Annotated in this window: 27 protein-coding genes, 1 pseudogene and 1 other annotated feature; of the genes and pseudogenes, 4 read left to right on the forward strand and 24 right to left on the reverse strand. The window is 41.2% G+C overall.

The genetic code is table 11. The features are described from left to right. Positions 1–2: 2 nt before the first annotated feature. The 9 genes from P7J36_RS04045 to P7J36_RS04085 form a co-directional block, all read right to left on the reverse strand. Positions 3–431, reverse strand: a complete 429-nt coding sequence (locus P7J36_RS04045) for a hypothetical protein (RefSeq protein WP_408551309.1) — start codon at positions 429–431, stop codon at positions 3–5. Continuing rightward, the gene (gene dcm / locus P7J36_RS04050) at positions 415–1770 is read right to left on the reverse strand and encodes a DNA (cytosine-5-)-methyltransferase (RefSeq protein WP_398581672.1); all 1356 of its coding nucleotides are present in this window, start codon (positions 1768–1770) and stop codon (positions 415–417) included. Before dcm ends, P7J36_RS04045 begins: the two co-directional genes overlap by 17 nt. 149 nt (positions 1771–1919) lie before the next feature. Further along, positions 1920–2738 (reverse strand): replication initiator protein A, encoded by an 819-nt coding sequence (locus P7J36_RS04055; RefSeq protein ID WP_408551310.1) that lies wholly within the window; start codon positions 2736–2738, stop codon positions 1920–1922. Continuing rightward, complete coding sequence (locus tag P7J36_RS04060) at positions 2735–2908, reverse strand: hypothetical protein (RefSeq protein WP_032510356.1); 174 nt, start codon at positions 2906–2908, stop codon at positions 2735–2737. The genes P7J36_RS04055 and P7J36_RS04060 overlap by 4 nt, the downstream gene beginning before the upstream one ends. 199 nt (positions 2909–3107) lie before the next feature. After that, positions 3108–3473 carry a 50S ribosomal protein L7/L12 gene (rplL, locus tag P7J36_RS04065; RefSeq protein ID WP_002936483.1) on the reverse strand — a complete coding sequence of 122 codons (366 nt, stop codon included), beginning with the start codon at positions 3471–3473 and terminating at the stop codon, positions 3108–3110. 65 nt (positions 3474–3538) lie between these two features. Continuing rightward, positions 3539–4033, reverse strand: coding sequence for a 50S ribosomal protein L10 (gene rplJ, locus P7J36_RS04070; protein ID WP_408551311.1), 495 nt, complete (start codon positions 4031–4033; stop codon positions 3539–3541). Positions 4034–4059: 26 nt separating this feature from the next. After that, positions 4060–4194 (reverse strand) — a sequence feature (ribosomal protein L10 leader region). A gap of 123 nt (positions 4195–4317) precedes the next feature. Next, the gene (gene topA / locus P7J36_RS04075) at positions 4318–6411 is read right to left on the reverse strand and encodes a type I DNA topoisomerase (RefSeq protein ID WP_398581669.1); all 2094 of its coding nucleotides are present in this window, start codon (positions 6409–6411) and stop codon (positions 4318–4320) included. A 92-nt stretch (positions 6412–6503) separates the two neighbouring features. After that, positions 6504–7346 (reverse strand): DNA-processing protein DprA, encoded by an 843-nt coding sequence (dprA, locus tag P7J36_RS04080; protein ID WP_408551312.1) that lies wholly within the window; start codon positions 7344–7346, stop codon positions 6504–6506. A 144-nt stretch (positions 7347–7490) separates the two neighbouring features. Next, positions 7491–8102 (reverse strand): sugar O-acetyltransferase, encoded by a 612-nt coding sequence (locus P7J36_RS04085; RefSeq protein ID WP_408551313.1) that lies wholly within the window; start codon positions 8100–8102, stop codon positions 7491–7493. A 125-nt stretch (positions 8103–8227) separates the two neighbouring features. Between P7J36_RS04085 and P7J36_RS04090 the strand changes: the two genes are divergently transcribed. The 3 genes from P7J36_RS04090 to trhA all read left to right on the forward strand — a co-directional run bounded on the left by P7J36_RS04090 (position 8228) and on the right by trhA (position 9827). Beyond that, the gene (locus P7J36_RS04090; protein WP_172010858.1) at positions 8228–8539 is read left to right on the forward strand and encodes a rhodanese-like domain-containing protein; all 312 of its coding nucleotides are present in this window, start codon (positions 8228–8230) and stop codon (positions 8537–8539) included. A gap of 96 nt (positions 8540–8635) precedes the next feature. Continuing rightward, positions 8636–9187, forward strand: coding sequence for a DUF1836 domain-containing protein (locus P7J36_RS04095; RefSeq protein ID WP_408551314.1), 552 nt, complete (start codon positions 8636–8638; stop codon positions 9185–9187). Next, positions 9177–9827 (forward strand): PAQR family membrane homeostasis protein TrhA, encoded by a 651-nt coding sequence (gene trhA / locus P7J36_RS04100; RefSeq protein ID WP_408551315.1) that lies wholly within the window; start codon positions 9177–9179, stop codon positions 9825–9827. The genes P7J36_RS04095 and trhA overlap by 11 nt, the downstream gene beginning before the upstream one ends. A 376-nt stretch (positions 9828–10203) precedes the next feature. Here the strand turns inward: trhA and P7J36_RS04105 are convergent, their stop codons facing one another. The 15 genes and pseudogenes from P7J36_RS04105 to P7J36_RS04175 all read right to left on the reverse strand — a co-directional run bounded on the left by P7J36_RS04105 (position 10204) and on the right by P7J36_RS04175 (position 24591). Beyond that, on the reverse strand, positions 10204–11520 hold the full coding sequence (locus P7J36_RS04105; protein ID WP_408551316.1) for a glucosyltransferase domain-containing protein: 1317 nt from the start codon (positions 11518–11520) through the stop codon (positions 10204–10206). Positions 11521–11528: 8 nt separating this feature from the next. Beyond that, entirely contained in the window at positions 11529–12539 is a 1011-nt protein-coding gene (locus P7J36_RS04110) for a YdcF family protein (protein WP_408551317.1), read from the reverse strand. After that, positions 12536–13315 carry a ribonuclease HII gene (locus P7J36_RS04115; RefSeq protein WP_408551318.1) on the reverse strand — a complete coding sequence of 260 codons (780 nt, stop codon included), beginning with the start codon at positions 13313–13315 and terminating at the stop codon, positions 12536–12538. The genes P7J36_RS04110 and P7J36_RS04115 overlap by 4 nt, the downstream gene beginning before the upstream one ends. Further along, positions 13302–14153, reverse strand: a complete 852-nt coding sequence (gene ylqF / locus P7J36_RS04120; RefSeq protein ID WP_408551319.1) for a ribosome biogenesis GTPase YlqF — start codon at positions 14151–14153, stop codon at positions 13302–13304. The genes P7J36_RS04115 and ylqF overlap by 14 nt, the downstream gene beginning before the upstream one ends. A gap of 235 nt (positions 14154–14388) precedes the next feature. Continuing rightward, positions 14389–14879 (reverse strand): annotated as a pseudogene (locus tag P7J36_RS04125) (YkgJ family cysteine cluster protein). Between the two features lie 51 nt (positions 14880–14930). After that, the gene (locus P7J36_RS04130) at positions 14931–15578 is read right to left on the reverse strand and encodes a Maf family protein (RefSeq protein ID WP_408551320.1); all 648 of its coding nucleotides are present in this window, start codon (positions 15576–15578) and stop codon (positions 14931–14933) included. Between the two features lie 50 nt (positions 15579–15628). Then, positions 15629–17743 carry a cell surface ecto-5'-nucleotidase Nt5e gene (nt5e, locus tag P7J36_RS04135; RefSeq protein ID WP_408551321.1) on the reverse strand — a complete coding sequence of 705 codons (2115 nt, stop codon included), beginning with the start codon at positions 17741–17743 and terminating at the stop codon, positions 15629–15631. 129 nt (positions 17744–17872) lie between these two features. Then, a complete protein-coding gene (locus P7J36_RS04140; protein WP_408551322.1) occupies positions 17873–19141 on the reverse strand; it encodes a dihydroorotase in 1269 nt (422 codons plus the stop codon). A gap of 39 nt (positions 19142–19180) precedes the next feature. Further along, positions 19181–19834, reverse strand: coding sequence for a uracil-DNA glycosylase (locus tag P7J36_RS04145; RefSeq protein WP_044767141.1), 654 nt, complete (start codon positions 19832–19834; stop codon positions 19181–19183). 9 nt (positions 19835–19843) lie between these two features. Beyond that, positions 19844–20770: a glycosyltransferase family 2 protein gene (locus P7J36_RS04150; protein WP_408551323.1), complete on the reverse strand. Its 927-nt coding sequence runs from the start codon at positions 20768–20770 to the stop codon at positions 19844–19846. A gap of 108 nt (positions 20771–20878) precedes the next feature. Beyond that, the gene (pyrE, locus tag P7J36_RS04155) at positions 20879–21511 is read right to left on the reverse strand and encodes an orotate phosphoribosyltransferase (protein ID WP_408551324.1); all 633 of its coding nucleotides are present in this window, start codon (positions 21509–21511) and stop codon (positions 20879–20881) included. A gap of 137 nt (positions 21512–21648) precedes the next feature. Beyond that, the gene (locus P7J36_RS04160) at positions 21649–21975 is read right to left on the reverse strand and encodes an inorganic diphosphatase (RefSeq protein ID WP_408551325.1); all 327 of its coding nucleotides are present in this window, start codon (positions 21973–21975) and stop codon (positions 21649–21651) included. Then, a complete protein-coding gene (gene pyrF / locus P7J36_RS04165) occupies positions 21968–22663 on the reverse strand; it encodes an orotidine-5'-phosphate decarboxylase (protein WP_408551326.1) in 696 nt (231 codons plus the stop codon). The genes P7J36_RS04160 and pyrF overlap by 8 nt, the downstream gene beginning before the upstream one ends. A gap of 164 nt (positions 22664–22827) precedes the next feature. After that, entirely contained in the window at positions 22828–23769 is a 942-nt protein-coding gene (locus tag P7J36_RS04170; protein ID WP_408551327.1) for a dihydroorotate dehydrogenase, read from the reverse strand. Positions 23770–23778: 9 nt separating this feature from the next. Next, the gene (locus P7J36_RS04175) at positions 23779–24591 is read right to left on the reverse strand and encodes a dihydroorotate dehydrogenase electron transfer subunit (protein WP_408551339.1); all 813 of its coding nucleotides are present in this window, start codon (positions 24589–24591) and stop codon (positions 23779–23781) included. A gap of 174 nt (positions 24592–24765) precedes the next feature. Between P7J36_RS04175 and P7J36_RS04180 the strand changes: the two genes are divergently transcribed. Then, on the forward strand, positions 24766–25677 hold the full coding sequence (locus P7J36_RS04180) for a LysR family transcriptional regulator (RefSeq protein ID WP_408551328.1): 912 nt from the start codon (positions 24766–24768) through the stop codon (positions 25675–25677). The last annotated feature ends 19 nt before the right edge of the window (positions 25678–25696 follow it).

Here is a 25696-nt window from a genome sequence, read left to right on the forward strand (position 1 = left end):
CCTTATAGGGTTAGGCTATTTTCAACTGTTTGTTCAGGAGTTGAGAAATAGCGACTCATATCAATAAGCATCCGTCCTTCACTAAAGCACTTGACCGTCACCAAAGTCGTTAAAATGCCATCCTTTCCCCTAGCAGTATAATTTTCACCAAAGGCACGAAAGGCCAAGTGTTTGTCTTTCGTCAATAGTGTATCTACATCATTTTTAATATCCCTAGTTTCCAAAAAATCCGAAATCCGATGAAGATTGGATTCGTAGAATAGGGGATCATTCATCTCTTTGTGGTAATCATCTTCAAAAGTCACCTCAAAGTCACAATCAAAATTGGGGAGCGACAGTATCTTTTCCAATAACTGATTGGTTTCAACTTGGTGAATACGTTCCTCTAATTCAGTACACTCTAGGATACTTTTCTTATTTAGTAGGTTCATGTTTTTCTTCCTCTTCTATTCTTCTAAATTCTCTGGCAATGGCTTCAATAACCGTCACCGTTACACTATTGCCTGCCTGTTTGTATAGTTGGCTCTTACTGGAAACACTCTCTGCTCTTTCATAAGCCCAATCAGGAAAGCCTTGAAGTCTGAAACACTCTCTTGGTGTCAGTCGTCTAATTCTTAGGCGATAGAGTTTTCCGTCTAAGACAATGCCTGTGACTTCATACCACTTATCCTGTCGATATTCCAGAGCAGCGACCACCACTCCCATATTATCTGAAGTCGTCAGGGTATTGGATATTCCCTTTCCCACTCGTCCCCTACGTTTGGTTGAGTCTGGATAAGCCAGATTGACAGAGTCTCCAAGAGTTGCCTTTGCGTACCCTCTTTTTGTGGCTTCCTTGATTTTCAGAAATGGCAGCTCCTCCCTCAGCAAAATCTTTGGAACCTTATCTCCACCCTGCATGGTGGTCAAGGTCGGTGACAAGCCAGAAATGTCAAATACTCTTCCAGTCTGGTCAAAGCTAGTCGGCAGATTTCCTGCGACGACAACACCATGTCTGTCTTGACTGGTCAATGTAAACATAGAGTCTTGATTGTCCTTAAATCGACGACCATGTTGCCGTTTTTCAAGTCTATCTGGTGTTAAGACTGGAATGGCGATTTTAGCCCCCTCACCTTTACCTCTTGTTAGTGTAGGAGCAAGTCCACTCGTCAGATAGACTTCACCATTCAAACCACGTTTAGAGGGATTGATATTGCCTAGCCTTTCAAGATTAGCTGGGCTGTTTTCTCTTCTGAGAGGAAATATGAATCTGGAACGGTATCTTCTAGAATGTCCGATAATAAAGACCCGTTCTCTGTTTTGCGGGACTTGGAAGTCCTTACTGTTAAGCACCTGCCATTCGACATCATACCCCAATTCATCCAGCGTGGAGAGGATTGTGGCGAACGTCCGTCCCTTGTCGTGATTGAGTAGGCCTTTGACGTTTTCCAAAAATAGAAAACGTGGTTGGATTTGTTTGGCCGCTCGAGCAATTTCAAAAAAGAGAGTCCCTCGAGTATCTTCAAATCCCAATCGTCTGCCTGCGAGTGAAAATGCTTGGCAAGGAAATCCCCCGCAGATAACCTCCACTTGCCCTCTAAATTGTCTAAAGTCATGGTCTGTGACCTCTTTAATGTCATGGTATTCTATTTCTCCTTCTGTGTTAAACATGGCTTTGTAGGATGTTCTAGCGAATTTATCAATTTCACAAAAGCCCAAACACTCATGGCCCTGTGATTCCATTCCTATTCTAAAACCACCTATCCCAGCAAATAAATCTAAAAACTTCATTTTTCCTCTCTTTCCAAATAAAAAAGAGCCTTACGATTTGTAAAACTCTTGCCTATATATGATCATCCATTTCTGGTGCTCGGATGATTTCAACAATCAAAATGATGATCGAAATTAGATAGATTCCACCTAGTATCCACCAAATCATCTTAATCACCTCCCTTTACTTCTTGTCGTCTCAGTTGCTTGGTCCATTCTGACAGCACACCATTAAACACGTATTCAGCTATCACTTCCGCTGACCGAGCAAATCGCATATGTTCTAAAGCATACTGATAACGATCACTAAAATAGATCATGGCATAGTCACTAGCCGACTGAGATAGACCTGTCTGTCTTAGCTGGTCATGAACCAGACCCCAAATATAGTCTCTATCGTACTTGGTCACAGCATCTACTTTTGGAGTAAAGTTTTCTTCTTGTTTGTCATCTACTAGCTGCCTCTCCTCCTCGTCCTCAATAAGGAAATCACTCCCTTCAGTTTCACTATATTCAGTCTCACTTCCTTCAGTCTCACTAGGGGCTGAATTTAAGACCGGCCCCGTCTTTCTTTGAGACTCCCCTGGTGTTTTTTTAACACTAGCCCCGTTTGAATCTAAGACTGGGGTAGGTTCATGTTCTAATTCCCCCAAGTAAATTTTATTTGCCATTCGACCTTTTTCACTAGAGGACTGTTGGACTTCATCAATCAAGCCATATTCTCGTAAGGTTTTCTTGATAGAGAGTAATTTTGACTTTGAACAGCCTAAAAGTGCCATCAGATTTGAATTGGAATAAATCAAATAAATTGCCCCATCCTCATCAATCCAGCCTTTACTCAAAGACAACTCCAACCGATCTTTTAAAACCGCGTAGGCTACCTTAACCTCCAGCTTCATATCCTTATACCGTTCACTCTCAAACAAGACTTTTGGGAGTTTATAATAATGCTCTGATGTCTGATATTGATTAGCGGTAATTCGTTTCATGATTGTCCCTCCAAGACTAAAATTCCAACATTTCCAAATTCATCAAATCGGATTAAACCTAGTTGTTCCATTTCATCAATTAGCTGTGTTGCTTTCACAATATCAACTCCTAAAATAGTCACGAGATGACATATCACGATTTGGCGTGATGATTGTTCCTTCTTTTGCATAATTACCTCCAAAACGCAAAAAAGGGGTAGACAATTTAATGTCTACCTCCCGATAATTTATTAAAACAAAAATCCTGCCAAAGAAATTTTGGCAGGATTTTTGGCAAGAAACCAAATCAATTTATCAGTTTCTATCAATCGCTTATCGCTCTCAAAGACTGGTAAATAGGGATTCCGCAATCTAATTATGATGTGACTCTTATTTAAGAGTAACTGAAGCGCCTGCTTCTTCCAATTTAGCTTTGATTTCTTCAGCTTCTGCAGTTGCAACGCCTTCTTTAACCATAGCTGGTGCACCGTCAACAAGCTCTTTAGCTTCTTTAAGACCAAGACCAGTGATTTCACGTACAACTTTGATAACGCCAACTTTTTTGTCACCAGCAGATGTCAATTCAACGTCAAATGAATCTTTAGCTTCTTCAGCAGCACCACCAGCTGCAGCAACAGCTACAGGAGCAGCCGCAGTTACACCAAATTCTTCTTCGATAGCTTTAACAAGGTCGTTAAGCTCAAGGATAGTAGCTTCTTTAATTTCAGCAATAATGTTTTCAATGTTCAATGCCATTGTGATTTTCCTCCAATTTAGGTTTTTAAATAGTTTGTAGCACTAAGCAGCTACGCTCTGACGCATTAAGCTGCGTCTTTTTTTTCTGCAACAGCTTTGACAGCGTATGCAACGTTGCGAACTGGCGCTTGAAGTACAGAAAGCAACATAGAAAGCATGCCTTCGCGGTTTGGCAATGTAGCAAGTGCTTCGATTTCTTCTTTAGAAGAAACTTTACCTTCTACAGCTCCACCTTTGATTTCAAGAGCATCAGCAGTTTTCGCGAAATCGTAAATTGTTTTAGCTGGAGCAACTGCATCGTTTGAGAATGCAACTGCAGATGGACCTACAAACAATTCTGCAAGACCTTCAAGACCAGCTTGCTCAGCAGCACGACGCAAGATTGAGTTTTTGATAACTTTGTACTCAACTTCTGCACCACGCAAGTTACGACGAAGAACTGTATCTTGTTCTACTGTCAAACCACGAGCATCTACAACAACGATAGATGTTGCAGCTTTCATTTGCTCAGCAACGGCATTTACTAATTCCGCTTTTTTAGCGATAATAGCTTCACTCATTTTTTTACCTCCGTTTTTATTTTGGGCTAGGCACAAAAAAATCGCACCTAAACCTAGACACGAAAGTACAAATACGTTTATCTCAATAATCGTTTTGTGCCTCGGTAGGATGTTTATGAGTCTAGCTCCCCTACTGTCTTAGGTCAGTTTTTTCAAACCTCAATTATCATAACACAGTATTTTCTAGAATGCAAGACTTTTCTCTTACTTTTTGAAAATTTTTTACCAATTTTTTCTCAAGGATGAAAAACAACTGCCATTCCCTTGAGAATAGCAGTTTAATCTTATTTAATTTTGTCTTCTTCGTAGTCGCCATTTGGGCAGACAACTTGTTTGCCATCACCACGAACTTTCTTCTCAACGAGATAGTGGTCACATTTTGGACAGGAACGTCCGACGGGCTTGTCCCAAGATGTAAATTCACACTCTGGGTAGCGATCGCAACCATAGAATAGACGATTGCGTTTGCTCTTGCGTTCAATCACCTGACCTTTTTGGCAAACCGGACAAGTCACACCGATTTCCTTGGTGATTTGTTTGGTATTGCGGCAGTCTGGGAAGTTGCTACAAGCGTAGAATTTTCCAAAACGACCTAACTTGATGACCATTTCATGACCACAAACATCACAATCAAAACCAGCTGGCTCATCCTTAATTTGGATTTTCTCCATCTGGTCTTCAGCCTTAGATAGCTCAACCTTGAACGGTTGGTAGAAACCATCGATGACCTTCTGCCACTGCTCTTTCCCGATTTCTACATCATCCAATTTTTGCTCCATATCGGCTGTAAATTTGACATTGACAATATCTGGGAAGAATTCGACAATGAGTTTATTGACAATCTCACCCAACTCTGTCGGTTCAAATCGCTTAGCAGCAAGCTTAACATAGTACCGTTTTTGAATGGTTTCAATGGTTGGTGCATAGGTTGACGGACGACCAACACCGTTTTCTTCTAAGGTCTTGATTAAAGTTGCTTCTGAATAGCGAGCAGGCGGTTGAGTAAAATGCTGTTCAGGATTTGTTGTTGTTCTAACAACTGTATCTCCTTGCTCCATGTCCGGCAACATCTTATTCTTATCAGAATCATTATAGACTGCCATGTAACCATCGAATTTTACTTGACTACCGTTGGCAGAGAAAATGACACCATTTTGCCCTAGGCGAACACTCATGGTATCAAAGACTGCCGCTGCCATCTGGCTAGCTACAAATCGGTTCCAAATCAAGGTATAAAGACGAAGTTGGTCCTTATCCAAATACTTGGCAATAGACTCTGGTGTCAAATGAACATTTGACGGACGAATGGCCTCGTGGGCATCCTGGGCTCCTGTCGCATTCTTGACCTTGCTACCATGTTTTGAATAGGTTTCGCCAAAACGCTCTGTGATAAATTCTGCTGCCTGAGCTTGAGCAACAGGGCTAATACGGGTTGAATCTGTACGCATATAGGTAATCAAACCTTGAGTACCGCCTGTTCCAAGACTAACTCCTTCATAGAGCTGTTGGGCAACCATCATGGTTTTACGGGTACGGAAGTTGATTTTATTGGCCGCATCCATCTGCATGGTCGAGGTTGTATATGGAAGTGGTGCATTACGTTTGCGTTCCTTCCGTTCTACCTGCTCTACCAAGAAATCGTCTCCATTTAGTCGTGCCAAAATTTCCTTGACTTGCTCATTGTTTTCAACCTTGACTTTTTTACCATCTAAGCCATAAAAGCTAGCTTGGAATTTCTTGCTTCCTTTTTTAAAAGTCGCATCAATTGTCCAGTATTCTTCTGGTTTGAAATTGTTAATTTCATTTTCACGGTCAATAATCAACTTGAGGGCGACAGATTGTACTCGCCCTGCCGACAAGCCTTTTTTGACTTTTTTCCATAGAATTGGCGAAATGGAATACCCTACAATACGGTCCAAGACACGGCGAGCTTGTTGGGCATCAACCAAATCATGATTGATAGCACGTGGTTCCTTAAAGGCATTTTTTACAGCATCTTTGGTGATTTCGTTGAAAACAACACGATTTTTGTCATTTTCATCTAGTCCCAAAATATGTGCCAAATGCCATGAAATTGCTTCACCTTCGCGGTCCGGGTCACTCGCCAGAAAGACTTGTTTGGCATTTTTAGCCTCTTTCTTCAAGGAATTGATAAGCGGTCCTTTGCCTCGAATGTTGATGTATTCTGGTGCGTAGTTGTTGTCAAAGTCAATGGACATGCTTGATTTTTTCAAATCACGAATGTGACCTACTGAAGCAACAACCTTATAATTTTTACCAAGATACTTCTCAATCGTTTTGGCCTTGGCAGGCGATTCCACTATAACAAGATTCTTCTTGGTTGCTGTTTTTTTCTTAGTAACTGATTTCGTAGCCATTCTTATACCTTACAATTATTTTTAACCTCACAAAGAATATACTATTTTTTAATCAGTGTCAAGATTTTTATTTTCCTATAGGAAAACTTATTTTAAAATTGATAGTCCGAAATGATGTCCAAACCCGATGTGATGCACTTTGCACCTTCTTGAATCAAATGATGACAGCCATCTGATTTTCCATCTAAAATAGAACCTGGAATAGCATAAACTTCTCTTCCTTCTTCCAAGGCACGTTCGCAGGTAATCAAGCTACCAGACCGCATTTTTGCCTCGCAAACCACCAAACCTTCTACCAAACCAGCGATAATCCGATTCCGTTCTGGGAAATGGTATTTGAGTGGCTGGGCACCCGGTTCATACTCTGTCAGTACCAGATGGTGTTTGCCAATGTAGGTCTGCAAGTCCTTGTTTTCTTTGGGATAGACCTTATCCAAACCTGATCCAATTACAGCAATGGTTCGGCCTCCATTTTTTAGACTTGCAATATGAGCTGCAGTGTCGATTCCTCTCGCTAAACCGCTAACGATGACAAAGCGATTGTTGAGTTCCTTGATAATCTTCTGCACAGACTGAACGCCATTTTTACTGGCATTTCGGGTACCAACAACTGCCAGCTTTGATTTTTCCAGCAATTCTAAATCCCCTTGATAAAACAAAAGTACAGGCGGATTGTAAATCTGTTTGAGTGCCAAAGGATAGATGTCATCCAAGATTGAAAAGGAAGGATACTTGTTAAATTCCTCGCGACAGGCTTTTGTATCTAGATTCTTATAATTTTCCATAAATAGCACTGGATTTTTGCATTCAGACACTACAGCAACATTGCGTAAAGTCAATTTTTTACCATGTTTTTCTTGATAGGCCAAAACTTTATTCACATTAAGATTGGTCAAGCCTGCTTTTTTCCATTTAAACAATTCAAAATTATTCATTTTCTTCACCTCACTATTATTATTCGCAAAGGAAAGAAAAAATGGGAGTGGGAAAGAACTCGACCCCAAAAAGAGTTCGTCTTCCCACCCCCGCACAGTTGATTAGGTCAGATTTGGAGTGTGAGACACGAACAAATCTGCCAATCAACCACTGCGCTGAGATGTTGACAAGAACTCTGAGAAGTGACGCTGTCCCCTTAATTTTTGAGGTATTTCTTTTATCACACGCGCAGGATTACCCGCTAAAACAACATTATCACCAAAAGATTTGGTCACAACTGCTCCTGCTCCAACAACCACATTATCGCCCAAGGTCACACCTGGTAAGATAATGGCACCGCCACCAGCCCAGAAGTTATCTCCAATGGTAATTGGAGCCCCGTACTCCAAACCAGAATTACGTTCTTCAGGGTCCAAGGGATGCAAGGGTGTCAACAATTGCACATTGGGACCGAGCATGGCATTTTTCCCAATTCGTATCGGACAGACATCAAGCATAGTACAGTTAAAATTAGCATAGAAATCCTCTCCGACATGAATGTTACTTCCGTAATCGCAGTAGAAATTTGGCTCCATGTAAATCCGCTCACCTGTAGCTCCAAACCAATTTTTCAATTGCTCCGAACGGGCTTGACCATCTAATTCTTCGTTAAATTTTTTCATCTGTTGGCGGGCAAAGGTTCGCATCTCTCTCAATTCAGCATCTGCCGCCATATAACATTGCCCTGCTATCATCTTTTCTCTTTCTGTAGGCATACATTTGCTCCTTTTTTTATTCTTACTACTTATCATAGGATTTCTCATTCTAAAAGTCAATCCTTCTTGACAAATCCAGTCAAGATTTGATATTGTTCTTTTACATTCAATAAAAAGAGGGAATTATGCTAGAAAATCAAGAACAAACACTAATCATGTCTGCTGCAGAATTGCTCGACTTGATGCAAACCGAATCTGTCCAATTGCTAGACGTTCGTGACCCAGAAGAATATTCAGCTGGTCATATTGATGGTGCTATTAATTGTCCTATGGATAAGATTGACACATTTGATGGACCAGTCGACCAACACTATCTCCTCATCTGTAAGAGCGGAAAACGTAGCAAGCTGGCCAAAGAAATCCTGTCATCTAAAGGATTTAAGGCAAATGATATTGCAGGTGGCATGGATGCTTGGGACGGTTCGACTGTGAAATAAGGGTATTTCGGAAAGGAAGTACTCTTTTTCTTTACTTTATTTTTTTAAAATTATATAATCTAGTTATCAATACTAGATAAAAGGAGGTGGATAATAATGAAACAGACTATCCCCTACTGGCATGAATTACCTGATTTAGATTTATATTTGGACCAAGTTCTGCTGTATGTTAATCAAGTAGTCCATTCTCAGGAAAACCTTGAACAGAAAAGTTTATACTCAATGAAAATCAACAGTAGCCTAGGAAACGAAGCTGATGATAGAACTGGGGTTCATCAAGGCAAGTTGACAAGGGATAATGTTGATGTTCGAAGAGTATTGACTGCTGCCATGATCAATAACTATGTCAAACACAAACAGCTTGAAAAACCAATAAAGAAAAAATATCAGAAGCAGCAAGTGGCTCGCCTGATTGCCTTGACTATCCTAAAAAATGCTTTTTCCATTCAGGAAATCAGTCAGACCTTACATCTTCTTCTCTTGTCAAGTAATTCAGAAACCTTATACGATCATTTTGTTGACTGCATGCGAAATGAGGAAAGCGACGAAACGCCTGACATCATTCGTTCTGCCTGCCAGTCTGTCAAACTTTATTACAAAACCCGTCAACTCACTATGGAGTTAGAAAGGAGTCACTATGAATCCTAGTTTGAAATTAAGTCTGAAATTGTCTTTTAGCGAAGAAGTCGCAAATAGTGTCACCCATGCAGTCGGTGCCTTGCTTATGTTAGTCTTGCTCCCCATTACTGCTATCCATTCCTTTCAAGATTATAACGTGACTGCTGTGGTCGGCATGTCCATCTTTGTCATCAGCCTATTTCTCATGTTCCTATCCTCCTCCATCTACCACTCCATGCCTTATGCTTCTACTCACAAATACATCCTAAGGATTATCGACCACAGCATGATTTACATTGCTATCGCTGGAAGTTACACACCTGTAGCACTTTCCTTGGTCGGTGGCTGGTTGGGATATCTAATTGTTGGTTTGCAATGGGGATTGACCATTTTCGGTATTCTCTACAAAATATTTGCTAAAAAAATCAATGAAAAATTCAGCCTTTTCCTCTATCTCTTTATGGGATGGTTGGTTGTCTTTATCTTGCCAGCTATTCTGCAAAAGACTGGACTTGTTTTCGGAATTTTGATGCTAGCTGGTGGTTTATCTTATACTATTGGAGCCCTCTTCTACGCCAAGAAAAAGCCTTACTTCCACATGATTTGGCATCTCTTTATCCTACTGGCTTCAGCACTTCAGTATATCGCCATTGTCTACTTTATGTTGTGACCTATGTTACGAGTTCACAGATTATTGATACTTGGCTACTTTTGAAATTTCTTGAGCAGGTGATTCATACTCATTTAAAATCAAAAATAGCTATCTACCAATAAAAGTAGATGTAGATGGTTTCGATTTTGAATTTTTTCAAAAGAAAACAACATGCTTAAAATTAATGATTCGTAACTCGAACATAAATAGAACAGTTTTGCGTATTATAAATAATTTACGCTTGCTATTTTTGAACTTAACTGAGTATCAGTATAAACAAAAAATAAAACGCATAAAACCATCGTTATAAGTGAAACGTATAGTTTTATGCGTTTTTCTACTGCTATTAGAATACCTTAGTATACAAACTGAATTCGATTCATCATAATACTAACTATTCAAAAATAATATACACTACTTTTTTTACGTCATCCAATTGTATCCAACTTGTATTTGGATTGGTATAAAACGATATAGATTGTTGACTGATTTCTTGATTCTCTTCTATTGTTGAAGGAATATAGTTCACACCTTCTAACTTTAAAAAGTTATCACTTCGTCCTTGACTTGGTAAAGGATCCCACCAAAAGAAACTCTTACCAACTGGTTCTCCAGCAATAATAAATGGAATTCGATTTCCTTGATACTTACCAATAAATTGCACACGATAGTCAGAGTTTGGAATTGCTTTCTTAATTGTTTGAGCCAAGTTGCGATCGTCTTGATACTGACGGTAATTCTGATATACCAAAAAGACTGTAATCATTGTGAAAGTAATCAAGGATAATTCTATGAAATGTTTTAGCTTTTTCTTTTTATCATAATAAACTGACGAAAAGATAATACCTACTACAAATGGAAACGTAGGAAATAAAGCACGGTATTGCAAATTTCCTACAGCAGCTAAAGTTAAGAAAGGTGAACAATAAAATGCAGATTTAAGAAAAAAACTGCTCATATCTATCTTTTTCGAAAATAATTCAAATAAAAAATAAATAGTAACAAAAACTATGATAACAATCGCCAATAGAGATACTTTACTTAAAAACAAAATATGAAGGTAATCACTATTTCCATTTTGTTGATTGAATAGGTTGTTAAGTAACCAATACACCCCCAAACTAAGACAAGGTGCTAAAAAGAGTTTCAATATAACTAACCGTGGTTTCAATGTATCCTTATTTTGTAGTAAAAAATAAGAAGTGCTAGCGATTATAAAGTCCAGAAAAGATTGGTAAACACTAATGGCGAATCCAAATATTAAAATCGGAATCAACCAAGTATACCAGTTGGTTGATGTTGAAAAATAATAAGCAGATAAAACTACCAATAAACAGGTAAAAACCACTTCTGCATTTTGTAATTGAAAATAAATCTGAAAATAAGTAATCGGCAAGGATAAGAAAGTTAGAGAAAATACAATAAGATGAACTTTTAATTTTTTACTTACAAAGTACAAAAAGAAACCCAGCCCTATTATCATTATTAGGTTATTTAAAATTGGAGAATATCCTGTTGGAAAAAAGAGTTTTTTCAAACCAACTAGACCAATCCGTCCTATTGTTTCCCAAGAAAATAACAAATAGTCATAATGAAGAATGGCATTTTCTGTATCAATCCCAACAGTTGGAAAGATAATAAAGTGCCCCAAAAATAATATTGGAAGGAGATAGGCCCAAATCAAGTCTTTAAATCGTATAAAAAATCTCATTTTTCCTCCTAAAGCATTAAACTGATAATCATTCCAATCAGATAAAGGACTGACACGATGCTCAAAAATACCAAATGCGCCTTTCGACTCATGACCACATAGCCAACAAATTCCCGAATGAAGGCATTAAGGCTAAAGTAAAATTTTGTCTTTGCTCCGTAGCCGATACACTTGATTTTCAGTTGTCGTGCCAATAGCAGAGCTCTGAAAACGTGATAGTAATTGGTGACAAGAGCAAATCGACTGCCAGGTTTCATCAGGGCATAGGAAAATTTCAAGTTTTCCTCGGTATTGGTTGATTGGTTTTCTATCACAATATCTTCCGCAGGAATCCCCTGTTCCAAGGCATAGTTAGCCATAGCCTGTCCCTCTGCCATGAGTTCATCAGGACCCTGTCCACCTGACATGATGAGCTTGCTACCAGAATGTTTCTTGTAGATCGCTATGCCTTTTTCAATCCGCGAAGCCAAAAGCGGCGTTACCTTGTCACCAATTAAGCCCGTACCTAAGACCACCACATAATCAAGCTTGCCTGGGAAGAGATTGACCAAATTGACAAAGCTAGACGTGGTATAGAGCATGCTGATGATAATAGCATATGACACCAAAAAACTAACGTAGAGGAACAGCATGATGAAAAAGCTGATGCCTGAAAGGGATTGAACCACAAAGGGAGCGATGAAGAGATAGTAAGTCAGGGCAACCGCCAGTCCCATGGATAGGAAATTATGGAAGCGAACCCCTTCTCTCTTCAAAATCTGAAAGCCATTCAGATAAAGTGTGAAAAGCAAGACAAATGGACCACTTAACAAGGCTAAAAAGAGCACCATAGCCATGTTTATGGCCAGCAAACGTAAGATTTCATTGTTTTCGAGAATGCCTGTTGAGATAATCCATGCCAAAGCCCAGACGAGGATATTCAAGGCAAACAGTGAGATAAAAATCGACCGCCGCTCCCAGAAATAGACGAGAGCAAACAGACCGATAGCTGCTAAAAATAGCCAGAAAAAGACTGTCACGACGTATGTCCTCCTGTTACCATAGACTTAATGGGCTCAAAGGATTTGCGGTGAATGGGCGTGATGCCTAGCTGGTTCAAGCCTTCCAAGTGCTCTGACGTTCCATAGCCTGCATTTTTGGCGAAGCCGTAGCCTGAGAACTCCTTGTCATAATCCGCCATCATCTTGTCCCGCGTCACCTTGGCCACGATAGAGGCTGCTGCGATAGACAGGCTATTGGCATCTCCTTTGATGATAGAGGTTTGCGGAATTTTCGTGTCCAACTTCATAGCATCTATTAAGAGGTGTTCAGGCTCTTGGCTCAGTTTGCCCAAAGCTTCCAGCATAGCCAACTTGGTCGCCTCGTAGATGTTAACCTGGTCGATGACAGCTGCATCTTTGACACCTACACCGACTGCCAGAGCTCGCTCCATGACTTCTTGGTAGATTGACTCGTGCTTGGACTTGGGGATTTTCTTGGAGTCGTTGAGGTAGCGGATTTTGCACCCTTTGGGCAAGATAACCGCAGCTGCCACCACAGGACCTGCTAGAGGCCCCCGGCCGACTTCGTCGATACCAGCGATTAACTCCACCCCATTTTCATAAAGGGCTTTTTCGTAGCATAGCATAGCTTCTAAGCGAGCGTCTTCTGCTACTTCTTTTTCCAGCTCCTTAAGGCGTTTCTTGATAGCAGCCTGGACCCCAGCTCGATCATCCTGAGATAGTTCCGACCAGACAGAACTGTCTAGACTGTCCACCTGAGCCAGCAGAGCAGTCACTTCCTTAATCGTTGCCATCTAAGTCACTCACCCTGTCTAATGTATAGGTGCCCAAACGCCCGTCTCGAACATCCTTGACAAAGAGGTTGTAAAAACGGTCATAGTCATCACGGAAGCCTAATTTCTTGGTCCAGTCCATGATGAGTTCAGGCGTTTCTTGCTCCAAATCCATGCCATTGAACCGCTCTTGTAAGCGTTCTGGGTAGTTGGTCTTGAAATAATCCAAACCAAAAATAGTCACTTCATCCATAGGCAAGAGTTGGTCCTTGATTGCTCCAGTCAGAGCCAACTTAAGGCCGACCTCTTGGTCCTCAAACTTCGGCCAGAGAATCCCTGGTGTATCAAGAATTTCAAGGTTCTTGTTAGACTTGAGCCATTGTTGCCCCTTGGTCACACCTGGTTTGTTGCCGACAACGGCGATTTTCTTACCAGCCAGACGATTCATAAGGGTGGATTTTCCAGCGTTTGGAATACCGATAATCATGGTTCGCAAGGTCTCCTTTTGAATCCCTCTTTCGCGGAGGCGTTCAATCTTGTCTTTCATCAGACTCTTGGCTGCGTCGGTCACCTTTTTCACCGTCGCTTGCTCTTTTGAGTTGATAGCAAGGGTACGAATGCCTTGACCTTCAAAGTAGCTCTGCCATTCTTTGGTACGAACAGGGTCTGCCAAATCGACCTTGTTGAGAATCATGAGCTTGGGCTTGTCGCCGACAATCTTGGTCAGCATGGGGTTTTGGCTGGATAGGGGCAGGCGGGCATCGACCAAGATGGTCACGAAATCAACGTGCTTGATGTTCTCCTGCACCTGCCTGCGAGCTTTTGACATGTGGCCCGGAAACCATTGAATTGTTGCCATTTAATAAAATTCCTTTCGTAGCAAGGGTTTGAGGCACTTGCTGCCTTTATTTTTCATCTAGGCACCAAATAGGCACCAAAATTTCGATTACCATGACATTTCATAAGCCACACTTTACCATTGGATTATTGCCATAAGATACTCCTTCATCTTACTTCATTGAAAAAAGCCGTAAAAACGGCTTGTTTTTTTATTATTATAGCAGAAAATCAATATTTTGTCTTACTTGTTCCTCTTAAATTCTCTCCCGTAACTTTTCGACAAAGAGATAGGCTGCGGGACAAATCAGAGTATTTTTTATTGTTAAATTGTTGATTTGATAAATCTTCTTGCGGTCAGTATGCGGAAATTCTCGACAGGCTTTGGGACGAGCATCATAGATATACTACATAGATTATCGCCTCCAAGGAAGGGACAGGGCATGGATTGAAATACCTTATCTCCGTCCTCATCCACACGCAAGTACATGTCCTCAAAAACTGGAAGTTTCATGCGCAAATGCTTGGCAATTCGGGTAATATCTGCTTCTGTAAAGAGCGGTCCCAACGTTTTACAACAGTTGGCACACTCTGTACAGTCGATTTCAGAAAATACTTCGGCATGAATATCTTGAACAATTCTATCCAAATTTTTAGGTGCTTTTTTCTTCAAATTTGCTAGAAATTTTCGATGTTCTCCTTGCTTCTGCTGGGCCAATTGCTTGTATCTTTCAATGTCGACGGTCATAAACTCTCCTTTTCGACCACTATTATACCACAAACTAGCTATTGAGCTCTGCTATTTTTCAAAACCTTCTTCAGAAAAAATCCTGCGGGAAACTTCGGCTACAGGTAGACCAATAATAGTTTGAATATCCCCAGAAATACCTGCTATAAAGCGTGGGTCAAGCTCCTGAATACCGTAGGCACCTGCCTTGTCGAGTGGCTGTTTTTCACGGATATATGATTGAATAACCTCTTCAAGGGCTGGATAATAGTCGACAAAATCAATCTGTGCAACCGTATAAAAAACATCCAGTGAGTGACTTGTCCGTAGGCAGACAGACGTTACAACGTGATGACTCTTTCCAAAATAGGAACGTAACATGGTTTCAGCTTCTGTCAAATCTTGAGGCTTGTTAAAAATTTGCCCATCTGACACGACGATTGTATCCGCAGAAATGTAGAGATGACCAGTTACCAAATCCATGTCCGATTTGGCTTTGGAAATTTCACAACAAGTTTTTGCAGCTCGAGTGAGAAAATCATCTGTAGCGAATTGTTTCATAAAATGTTCTTCGATACCACGCTCATCCACTTCAACTGATGCGATTTGTGGTTGTAAAAATCCCAATAATTGTTTACGACGCGGGGAGTTGCTGAGCAGAACGTAAGAACTAATCTGCTCACGACTCCCTTCTTTTTGATAGTTAAATACAGTTTGCATATTTCCTCCAGTCAAAAACAGAGCCCTAAGACCCTGTTTCTGCCATTCTATTAGTTTGTTTTACGGCGACGAACGGTCACTGCAAGTCCAGCAAGACCAAGTCCAAATAGGCTGAGCGTCAGATTCATCTGGTCACCAGTATTTGGCAAAACTCCTGCTTTTGTAGTTTTTACTGGACTTGCTACTTCTGGTTTTTTATCTCCTACTTTTGGAGAATCAACTGGGACCTTCTTGTCCGTTGCCGAAGTATTTTGTGCTTGATTAGATGGTGAATCTGTATTTTCGGCTGGAACAGTTTCTGGATTTGATGCTGGATTTTCTGGATCAGTATCCAATAAAATCTCGATAAAGTCTGGGTAGCCATCTTCATCCGTATCAATGCTTGAATTTACAGGAATGATACGTGAATATGGGTTGACAACCTCATAAGCTGATAAGTCAGCTGTTTTTAGGTATTCAGCAAAGACGCTGTCCATTGAAGGACCTTCTTCACGTGCTCCGCCAAGCATTGTATAGCCATCACCACCAGCAGCAAGGAAGTCATTTGTTGCTAAATAGTAGTTTTTTTCAAGATCCAAGGCGTCATATTCGCCAGTCTCTGGATTAAGAATACCGATAAGAAGAACACGTTCTTCTACAGGAAGAGTTGGATCGTAGAATACATTTGCTCCTGAAATGTGTAGGAATCCACCACTAGCTTCAAAGAGTGGCATACCATTTTCATCTAAAAGCATCTCGCCAGTTTCTGGATTCACTTGCAATGTAGATGATAAAGACTTGGTAAACATATCATAAATTTGCTGACCAGTCACAGTGATTTGAGAAACAATGTTACCAAATGGCAAGACTGCAATAATATCACCTTTTGTAACAGGCTGATCTTTAGCAATTGTTGCACGTAGACCACCACCGTTAGTCACAGCAAGGCTAGTTTTGTTTGAAAATCCTGTTTGACCATAGGCATAAATCGCATCCGCCACTGCATTCCCCAAGTTGGTTTCACGAACACGCACGTTTGAGCGGTCTCCGTTTAATTCCACTGGGTTATTTTCAATAACTACTTGAGCATTTTCAGCTTCATATTTTGCTTTAATTTCATCAACCAAGGCTGTGATTTTAGCATTTGGCGTCACATTCTTAGTATCTGCGGCAGAAATCAAGCTAGCTTCACCCAATAATTTATCGGATTTCAAGGTTACTTTACCAATATTGTTCAAGTAAGAGCCTGTTTGATTATAAGTAACGTTATCTCCATAGGTAGTTGCTTCTACCGTGTGGGAATGACCGTCAATAACAATAACACGTTTACCAGCTAATTTACTATTTTTAGAAAGTGCTTCAGCAAGAGTTGAACCTCTCCATTCAACAGGTGTTGTAGAATCGACACCTAGGTGAGCTAGAATGATATAGTTCTTGTAAACACGATTATCTGCTAGAGCACGCGCTTCCACTTCGTCAATCACTTTATTGACTTCTGTGACTGGGTCGGTAAACGTTACTCCCTCAACATTTTTCGGATGGGTTTTTGTAGCAGTTTCAGGTGTTGTTACACCGATAACTACAAATTCATCACCTACAACAGTTGGAGTTTTATCGACGATAGTTGAAGCTTCAAAAACACGAGCGCCATTAACGTAAGTGTTAGCACTCAATAGCGGGAAGTTCAAAGTTTCCTTGTACTTGATTGCTTGATCCATCCCAAAGTCAAATTCATGGTTACCAACAGCCATTGCATCATAGCCGACTTGGTTCATGATATTGGCGCGGTCTTCACCTTTTGTAGAGTTGGAAATTGGAAGTCCTTGGAAGGCATCACCAGCATCTACTACAATTGTATTTTCTACTTTGGCACGTTCTTCTTCAATGACTGCCGCAGCCTTAGCGTCACCGATGACATTCTTTTCTTCAAGAATACGACCGTGAACGTCGTTTGTGTGGATAATGACTGCCTCTACTGTCTCTTCCACAGCAGGGACAACAGTTTCCTCCGTTGCTACGTTTTCAACTGACGTTGCTGGTACCGTAGCAGTTGCATCAGTCGTTGCTGGCTGATTGGTTGTGGTAGCTGCAGTCGTTGTCTCAGCAGCTTGTACTTGTTGAGCTAAAACAAATGGAGCCAACAAGAGTGTGGACATTACAGGCAACAAGATATTTTTCTTTTTCATAAATAGACCTTTCTTCGGCATTTTTTATATCTCTATTATACACTTTTTAACAAAAAACAAAAACATTAAAATCGCTTACATGTAAAAAGGTTCGAAATAAGCGAATTAGCTATCTAATCCGCTCATTTCCTATTTACCAAATACTATTTGTCCATTTGCAATGGTGTAAAGAACCTGTCCTTTCAGACTATCACCAACAAACGGAGAATTAGCAGACTTCGAGGCAAAATCCGCTGTAACCAACCGATTTGTATTTGGGTCAAAAATAACAAGATCAGCTGGGCCATTTTCAGCAAGATAGCCAGCATCAAGACCATAGAGCTTGGCTGGATTAATCGTCATTTTCTCCAGCAATTGCACGAGTGTCAGATACCCTTCTTCCACCAGATGCGTCAAACCAAGTGAAAGCGAGGTTTCCAAGCCTGTCATTCCTGATGGGGCCTTTGTGAGATCTTCTACATTTTTTTCATCTGCGTGATGAGGAGCATGATCCGTCGCAATGACAGAGATAACACCAGATTTCAACCCATCAATCACAGCCAAGCGATCACTTTCTAATCGTAGCGGAGGGTTCATCTTAGCATTGGCACCTTTTGTTAGAAGTAAGTCCTCAGTTCGTGAAAAATGTTGGGGGGCTACTTCTGCCGTGACGTTTGCTCCGAGACCTTGAACAAATTCAACCACCTTGACCGACTCGGCTTTGGATAGATGCTGGATATGAACACGCGCACCCGTTTCATAGGCAATCATGACATCGCGAGCGACCATGCTGTATTCTGCTACGCCAGTTGCTCCACAAACATGAAAATGTTTTTCAGCTACTTGCTCGTTGAGTCCCAAGACGCCATTCAGGTCAGGGTCTTCTTCATGCAGGCTGATGAGACAGCCCTGCTCTTTGGCTAATTTCATAGCTTTTCTAACCACGCCAGCATTTGTCAAAGGAATACCGTCGTCCGAAAAGGCCACCGCTCCAGCTTCTAGCAGAGCAGGAAAATCGGTCAGATTTTGCCCATCAAATTGATTGGTAATGGTTGCCACACTATAAATATGGATGGCTTCTTTTTTAGCAGATTCCAGGACTTCATTCAGAGTTTCTACTGTAGAAATCGTCGGATTAGTGTTAGCCATCATGACAACAGAAGTAAAACCACCCGCTGTTGCAGAAAGAGCTCCTGTATGAATATCTTCTTTATGGGTCTGACCAGGCTCCCGAAAATGCACATGAACATCGACCAAACCAGGAGCAACGACTAATCCTGTCGCATCAATCACCTGTTCAACGTCAGCAGAAATCGACTCCGCGATCTTAACAATCTTACTTCCGTCCATCAAGATGTCGCAAACCTTGTCTAAACCGGATTGCGGATCCAACACTCGACCATTTTTCACTAATAACATTCATATTCTCCTTTGTAGTACCAAAGCCATTACCATCTACTATCGAAGCCAATCAATTCCTGTTCTGCCTTGTGAAGTCAAGTAGGCATTTGCTTGTGAGAAGGGCTTGCTTCCAAAGAAACCTCGATAGGCTGAAAGAGGGCTTGGATGAGCAGATTCGATAACCAGATGTTTTGGATTGGTTATCAACGCCTTTTTCTTGCGGGCATAAGCACCCCAAAGAATATAGACGACAGGCTGGTCTAAGCTATTGACCACCTTAATAACAGCGTCCGTAAAAGGCTCCCAGATTTGCCCTGCATGTCCATTTGCCTGCCCTGCTGGAACAGTTAAACAAGCATTGAGCAAAAGCACACCTTGTTCCGCCCATGCTGTCAAATCATGATCTTGTTTGACGCCAATATCATCCGTCAATTCTTTTAAAATGTTTTGAAGAGATGGCGGAGCTGGTACCGAGTTCGGAACAGAAAATGACAAGCCCTGTGCCTGACCAGGTCCGTGATAGGGATCCTGTCCCAAAATAACTACTTTAACCTCTTCCAAATCCGTTGTTTGAATGGCAGCAAATACCTTCTCACGAGGCGGATAAATGGTTCCACCAGCATAAACATAATCTAAAAACTGATTGATTTTACCAAAATAATGCTCTGGCAACTGTGCCTTTATCAATTCGTGCCAAGCTGAATGTTCCATAAACTGCTCCTAGTTTGAACTTTTCTCTTTAACAACATAAATCGGACGTTTCTTTGTTTCCAAGAAAACTTTTGCCAAATATTTACCGAGAATACCAATGGTCATCAACTGCAGACCTCCCAAAAATAGGATGATACAAATGGTCGATGGCCAGCCAATTGTAGGATCTCCGAACACCAAGGTTTTGATGACTACGAAAACCATTAAAACCAGTGACAACAAGAATGTAAAGAATCCGGTGAAGGATGCGATATTCAAAGGTGTATCTGAAAAATTGATGATTCCTTCAATAGAATAGGAAAGCAATTTCCAGAAAGACCAACTAGTTTCACCAGCGACCCTCTCAACATTTTCATATGGCAAGTATTCTGTCTCGAATCCAACCCAGGCAAAAATTCCTTTTGAAAAGCGATTGTATTCAGACACAGATAGAATAGCAGCTACCATGTGACGACGCATGAGACGGAAATCACGGGCACCGTCTACTACCTCGACCTGGCTGATTTTATTCATCAATTTGTAGAATAATTTTGCAAAAAAGCTTCGAATCGGTGGCTCACCATCACGACTGACACGACGGGTTCCAACGCAATCTAAATCCGGATTTCCATCCAACATAGCCTTCATTTCCATCAACATTTCAGGTGGATCTTGCAAATCAACATCCATGACAGTCACTAGCTCACCTTTCGCAGCTTGTAGACCTGCATAGAGAGCAGCTTCTTTCCCGAAATTCCTTGAAAAGGAAAGATAGCGAACAGCTCGGTCTTGACCAGACAATTGGCGTAAAACCGTTAATGTCCTATCCTTTGAACCATCATTGACAAAAATATACTCAAATTGTTCCCCCATCTCCTTACGAACTTTCTCCATAGCATCGTAAAAATAGGGAATTGCCTCTTCTTCATTAAAACAAGGCACGATAACTGAAATCATGTTCTTCTCCTCATACGGTCAATTATTGTATTCTCAAAATACGTTAGAGACTATTATACCATTTTACAGGATAAGTTCCCAGAAATCGTGCGTGGGCTCGTTTTAAATCTAGTCTTCCTGCCAAGTTTCTTGATTTTGACGGAACTTTTTAAGCAGATTCAAACCATCTGCATTGATATATCCCTGTACTTTTGCGACCTTGATTAACTCTGAATAATTGCTGAGCGTAACCAATTTCACGCCAGCATTGTTAAAATTACGATCTGCCTTTGGCAATTCATAAGTAAAGATTGCCACAACACCAATAACGTCAGCGCCTTCACGCTCAGCTGCTGCTACGGCATCTAGAACAGACCCTCCAGTAGAAATCAAGTCTTCAACGACAACCATTTTTTGTCCCTTGACGATGCGACCCTCTAATTGATTCCCTGCACCATGGTCTTTTGGCTTGCTACGGATATAAGCAAATGGCAAATTCATCCGATCTGCAATGATAGCACCATGGGGAATACCTGCTGTGGCCGTTCCGGCAATCACCTCAACCTCAGAAAATTCTTCTTCAATGCGTTGAACAAAGCCATCTTCAATCAAATTTCGAGTTTCAGGATAAGAAAGTGTAATACGATTATCTGTATAGATAGGGGATTTGATACCTGATGCCCATGTAAATGGCTTTTCTGGACGCAGATGAACTGCCTTAATATCCAATAAGTGTGATGCGATTTCTGTTGCTAGTGTCATAATAGACCTCCTTCTAAATGCGTACCATTCCAACATGACCATCCCGCCGAATAGCCTGTCACTCCTAAAGTATTGGTTCAATCTATGAACCCTACAAAAAACTATATTTATCCCTGTTGAATTCTTACAGACTTCTCCTAGTCCACCATTTCAATCCATGAATCAAAATACTGTTCAATGAAATTGGTTTTCTCTTTTATTTCTGTCACGGTAAGTTTTTCATCAAGACCTGTCAGAACCCATTTATCCTCGACATCATCTCTGCGATGTATAATCGCGACCAATTTCCCCTCGAAAGCTGTCAAGGGCTGCCGAACAACTTTGGAAATGATGTAAACATCTTGCTCTTCACCATCTCCAGCCAATAGATTTGGAACATAGCCGTAATTGATTGGATACTGGTGGCCAAATTTATCAATATACCCGATAGGTCTATCGATTATAACCTGATAAACCTTATCCACGATTCCACTCCTCTTTAATAGACAAATAGGTCTGGTAAGGATGGTCGGCTCTCGTAATCGGGCGACCTACTACGATATAATCACTACCGATCCGAGCAGCATCTGCTGGTGTCATAACTCGTTTCTGATCGCCTACTTCACCGCCAGTCGGACGAATTCCTGGCGTCAGGCACACAAAATCAGAACTCGTAGCATCTTTAATCAAAGCCACCTCATGCGCTGAACAAACCACCCCATCAAGACCAGCTTCTTGTGCTCTTTGAGCATAGTGAACAACCGCTTCCTGCAAACTAGTCTGTATATTCTGGTCCGTTCTCATCTGCTCTTCTGAGGTAGAGGTCAACTGAGTGACTGCTATTAAAACAGCATCCTTAACCAATCCCCTTCGTGCGGCCCGCATCATCTCAACACCACCAGCAGCGTGAACGTTGGTCATATCCACACCGAGTTTTGCCAAGACTTTCATAGCAGACTCGACGGTATTAGGAATATCATGCAGTTTCAAATCTAGAAAAATACTGTGACCGCAGCCTTTCAAATAATTGATAATACCTGGTCCCTCCGCATAATACAACTCCATTCCAACCTTTACATAGAGTTTCTCATCTGGTGGGAACTGTTCCAGAAAAGACTGGACTTCTTCTTTACCTGCAAAGTCAAGGGCAATAATTGGTCTTGTTTCTTTCATAAAATCCTTTCATTTACACAAAAATCCCTGCCAAATCGGTCAGGGATGTGCACGAATTCAGCTTGAAAATCACCTTTCAAGCCTATTACATGACACCTTCCTAGCCTCTCTGGACTTAGTTAAAGGAGATATTTTCTTTATATTACTCTTTTATTTTACCTTTGTCAACGCTTACCCAAGCTATGTCTGATTTCTCGGCGTAAACCTTCCAAACTATCAATACCATAAACTTCCATGCGTTTTGGCAAGTCTTGAATAATCTTTGGACAGGCAAATGGATCTGTAAAGTTGGCTGTTCCTACCCCTACAGCTGAAGCTCCTGCAACCATCATCTCTATAGCCTTGTCCGCCGTATCCACACCACCCATACCAATAATTGGTAAATCAATCATCTGAGCAACCTGACGAATGAGTTTGAGAGCAACCGGAAAAACTGCTGGACCTGACATTCCTCCTGTACCATTTGCCAAGATTGGCTGTCGAGTTTTGAGATTAAATCGCATACCAACCAAAGTATTTATCATCGTCAAGCCAGTCGCTCCAGCATCCTCAGCAGCCTTGGCCAACAGGGTTATGTCTGCCACACTTGGTGTCAACTTAACGTAAACAGGTACAGATGAGGCTTCGACTGCTGCTTTTACTGCTTGATAGGCTAATTCTGGCACCTGTCCAATCAAAAGACCATTATTTCCGTGGTCCACATTGGGACAGGAAATATTTAGTTCAATTGCTTTTACATTTGGAGCCTTTGAAATTTTCCCTGACACATAGGCATATTCTTCATTGGAAAAACCAGCCACATTGGCAATGATAGGCAAGTCTGGAAAATGCTGTTCCAACCATGGTAATTTTTCGGATAAGACTACATCAACGCCTGGATTTTGAAGTCCAATGGCATTGAGCATACCTGCTGGTGTCTCGGCTACACGGGGAGTCGCATTGCCATAACGAGGATGACGGGTAGTCGCCTTAATCATAATGGATCCAAGCTGGTTAAGGTCATAATAATCTGCATACTCCTGACCAAAACCGAAGCAGCCAGAGGCTGGAATGATGGGATTTTTCAAGTCCAAGCCTGGCAAGGAAATGGCTAATCGTTTCTTCATCTCAACCTCCTATAAAATCAGACTAGCAGTCGCAAAGACTGGACCTTCCTTGCAGACACGCTTGTTCTCGTGTTCTTGTCCCTCTTTGGGTTTGACAACACAGGCATAGCACGCCCCCATCCCACAAGCCATCCTAGCCTCCAGTGAAATGTAGGCATGAGGATGTTCCTGAAAGCGTTGGTCAACATAGTTCATCATAGCTGGCGCCCCACATGAGTAAATGGCTGCAAACTCGTTTGTCAGCTCTTCAACGACCGTTGCGACATTCCCCTTACGCCCATAGGAACTATCATCCGTTGTGACATAAACTTGACCATACTTGGCTAATTCCTCTTCCAAAATGACGGCCTCTTTGGTGGCAAAGCCAATGACTGACGTGACTTTGGCGCCACGGTTCGCCGCCTGTTTGGCTACTTCCACCAAGGGAGGAACACCGATTCCCCCGCCAATGATGAGAATGCGGTCACCTTCTTTGAGAAAGTCTACTTCAAACCCTTTCCCAAGCGGTCCCATGACATCCAAATACTGACCAACAGTCATTTTCGAAAAGACTTCCGTCCCTTGACCTTCCACTCGGTAAATAATCCGACATTGAGACTTATTCCGATCAATCTCGGAAATAGATATTGGTCTCCGCAAGAGCATGGAATCATCTGGAACACGAATATGGATAAACTGCCCCATTTTCATATCTTGGACCATATCACCCTGCAAGATCATAGCAAATATACGTGGAGCAAGTTGGACTTGGTCCACCAGTAACATCTGTTCTTTTAAAATCATCTTTTCTCCTATTCTATATAACAATGACACAGAAAACAAGAAAGTCGATATAGAGAAAAAACCTTGCTGGCTAGCAAGGTTACACGAAAAGAAGGCAGTATTTGCCCTATTTATCACGTTCCCTTCTTCGCCTCTCTGGACTCAGTTAAAGGATATATTTTCAGCATTATACATTTTTTAGAATAATTTGTCAAATCATGTTACAATAGAGGTATGAGAATCCAACAATTATACTATATTATTAAAATTGCAGAAACAGGCAGTATGAATGAGGCTGCCAAGCAACTCTTCATTACCCAACCCAGCCTTTCCAACGCTGTACGAGACCTGGAAAAAGAAATGAAAATTAAAATCTTTTTCCGTAATTCTAAGGGCATTACCCTGACAAAGGATGGCATGGAGTTTCTTTCCTACGCTCGTCAAATTGTTGAGCAGACCGAACTATTGGAAGACCGCTATAAAAATCCGAATGCAAAACGCCAACTATTTAGCGTCTCTTCTCAACACTATGCCTTTGTCGTCAACGCCTTTGTCTCGCTTTTGAAAGAAACTGAAATGGAAGATTATGAACTCTTCCTACGTGAAACACGGACCTGGGAAATCATTGATGACGTTAAGAATTTCCGCTCAGAAATCGGAGTGCTTTTCCTCAACCATTTCAACCGTGATGTCCTGCTGAAACTTTTGGATGACAATCGACTATCCTATACAACTCTCTTCACTGCCAAACCACATGTATTTGTCAGCAAAACCAATCCTTTGGCACAAAGAAAGTCAATCACTCTCGATGATTTGGTAGATTTCCCTTATCTCAGCTACGAGCAAGGTATTCACAATTCCTTCTACTTTGCAGAAGAAATTCTAGCCCAGGAACACCATAAAAAATCGATTGTCGTATCTGACCGTGCCACACTCTTCAATCTCTTAATCGGTCTGGATGGCTATACAATCGCAACAGGTATCCTCAATTCAAATCTTAACGGAGATAATATTGTATCCATTCCTCTGGAATTTGACGATGAAATCGAATTGGTCTATATCCAACATGAAAAGGCATTGCTGTCCGACATGGGAGAAAAATTCATCAATTACCTACTTGAAGAGGTAAAATTCAACCGAAAATAAATACCATTTTATATAGACA

It is taken from the genome of Streptococcus suis, assembly GCF_046032115.1.
GTDB classification, from domain to species: domain Bacteria; phylum Bacillota; class Bacilli; order Lactobacillales; family Streptococcaceae; genus Streptococcus; species Streptococcus suis_AJ.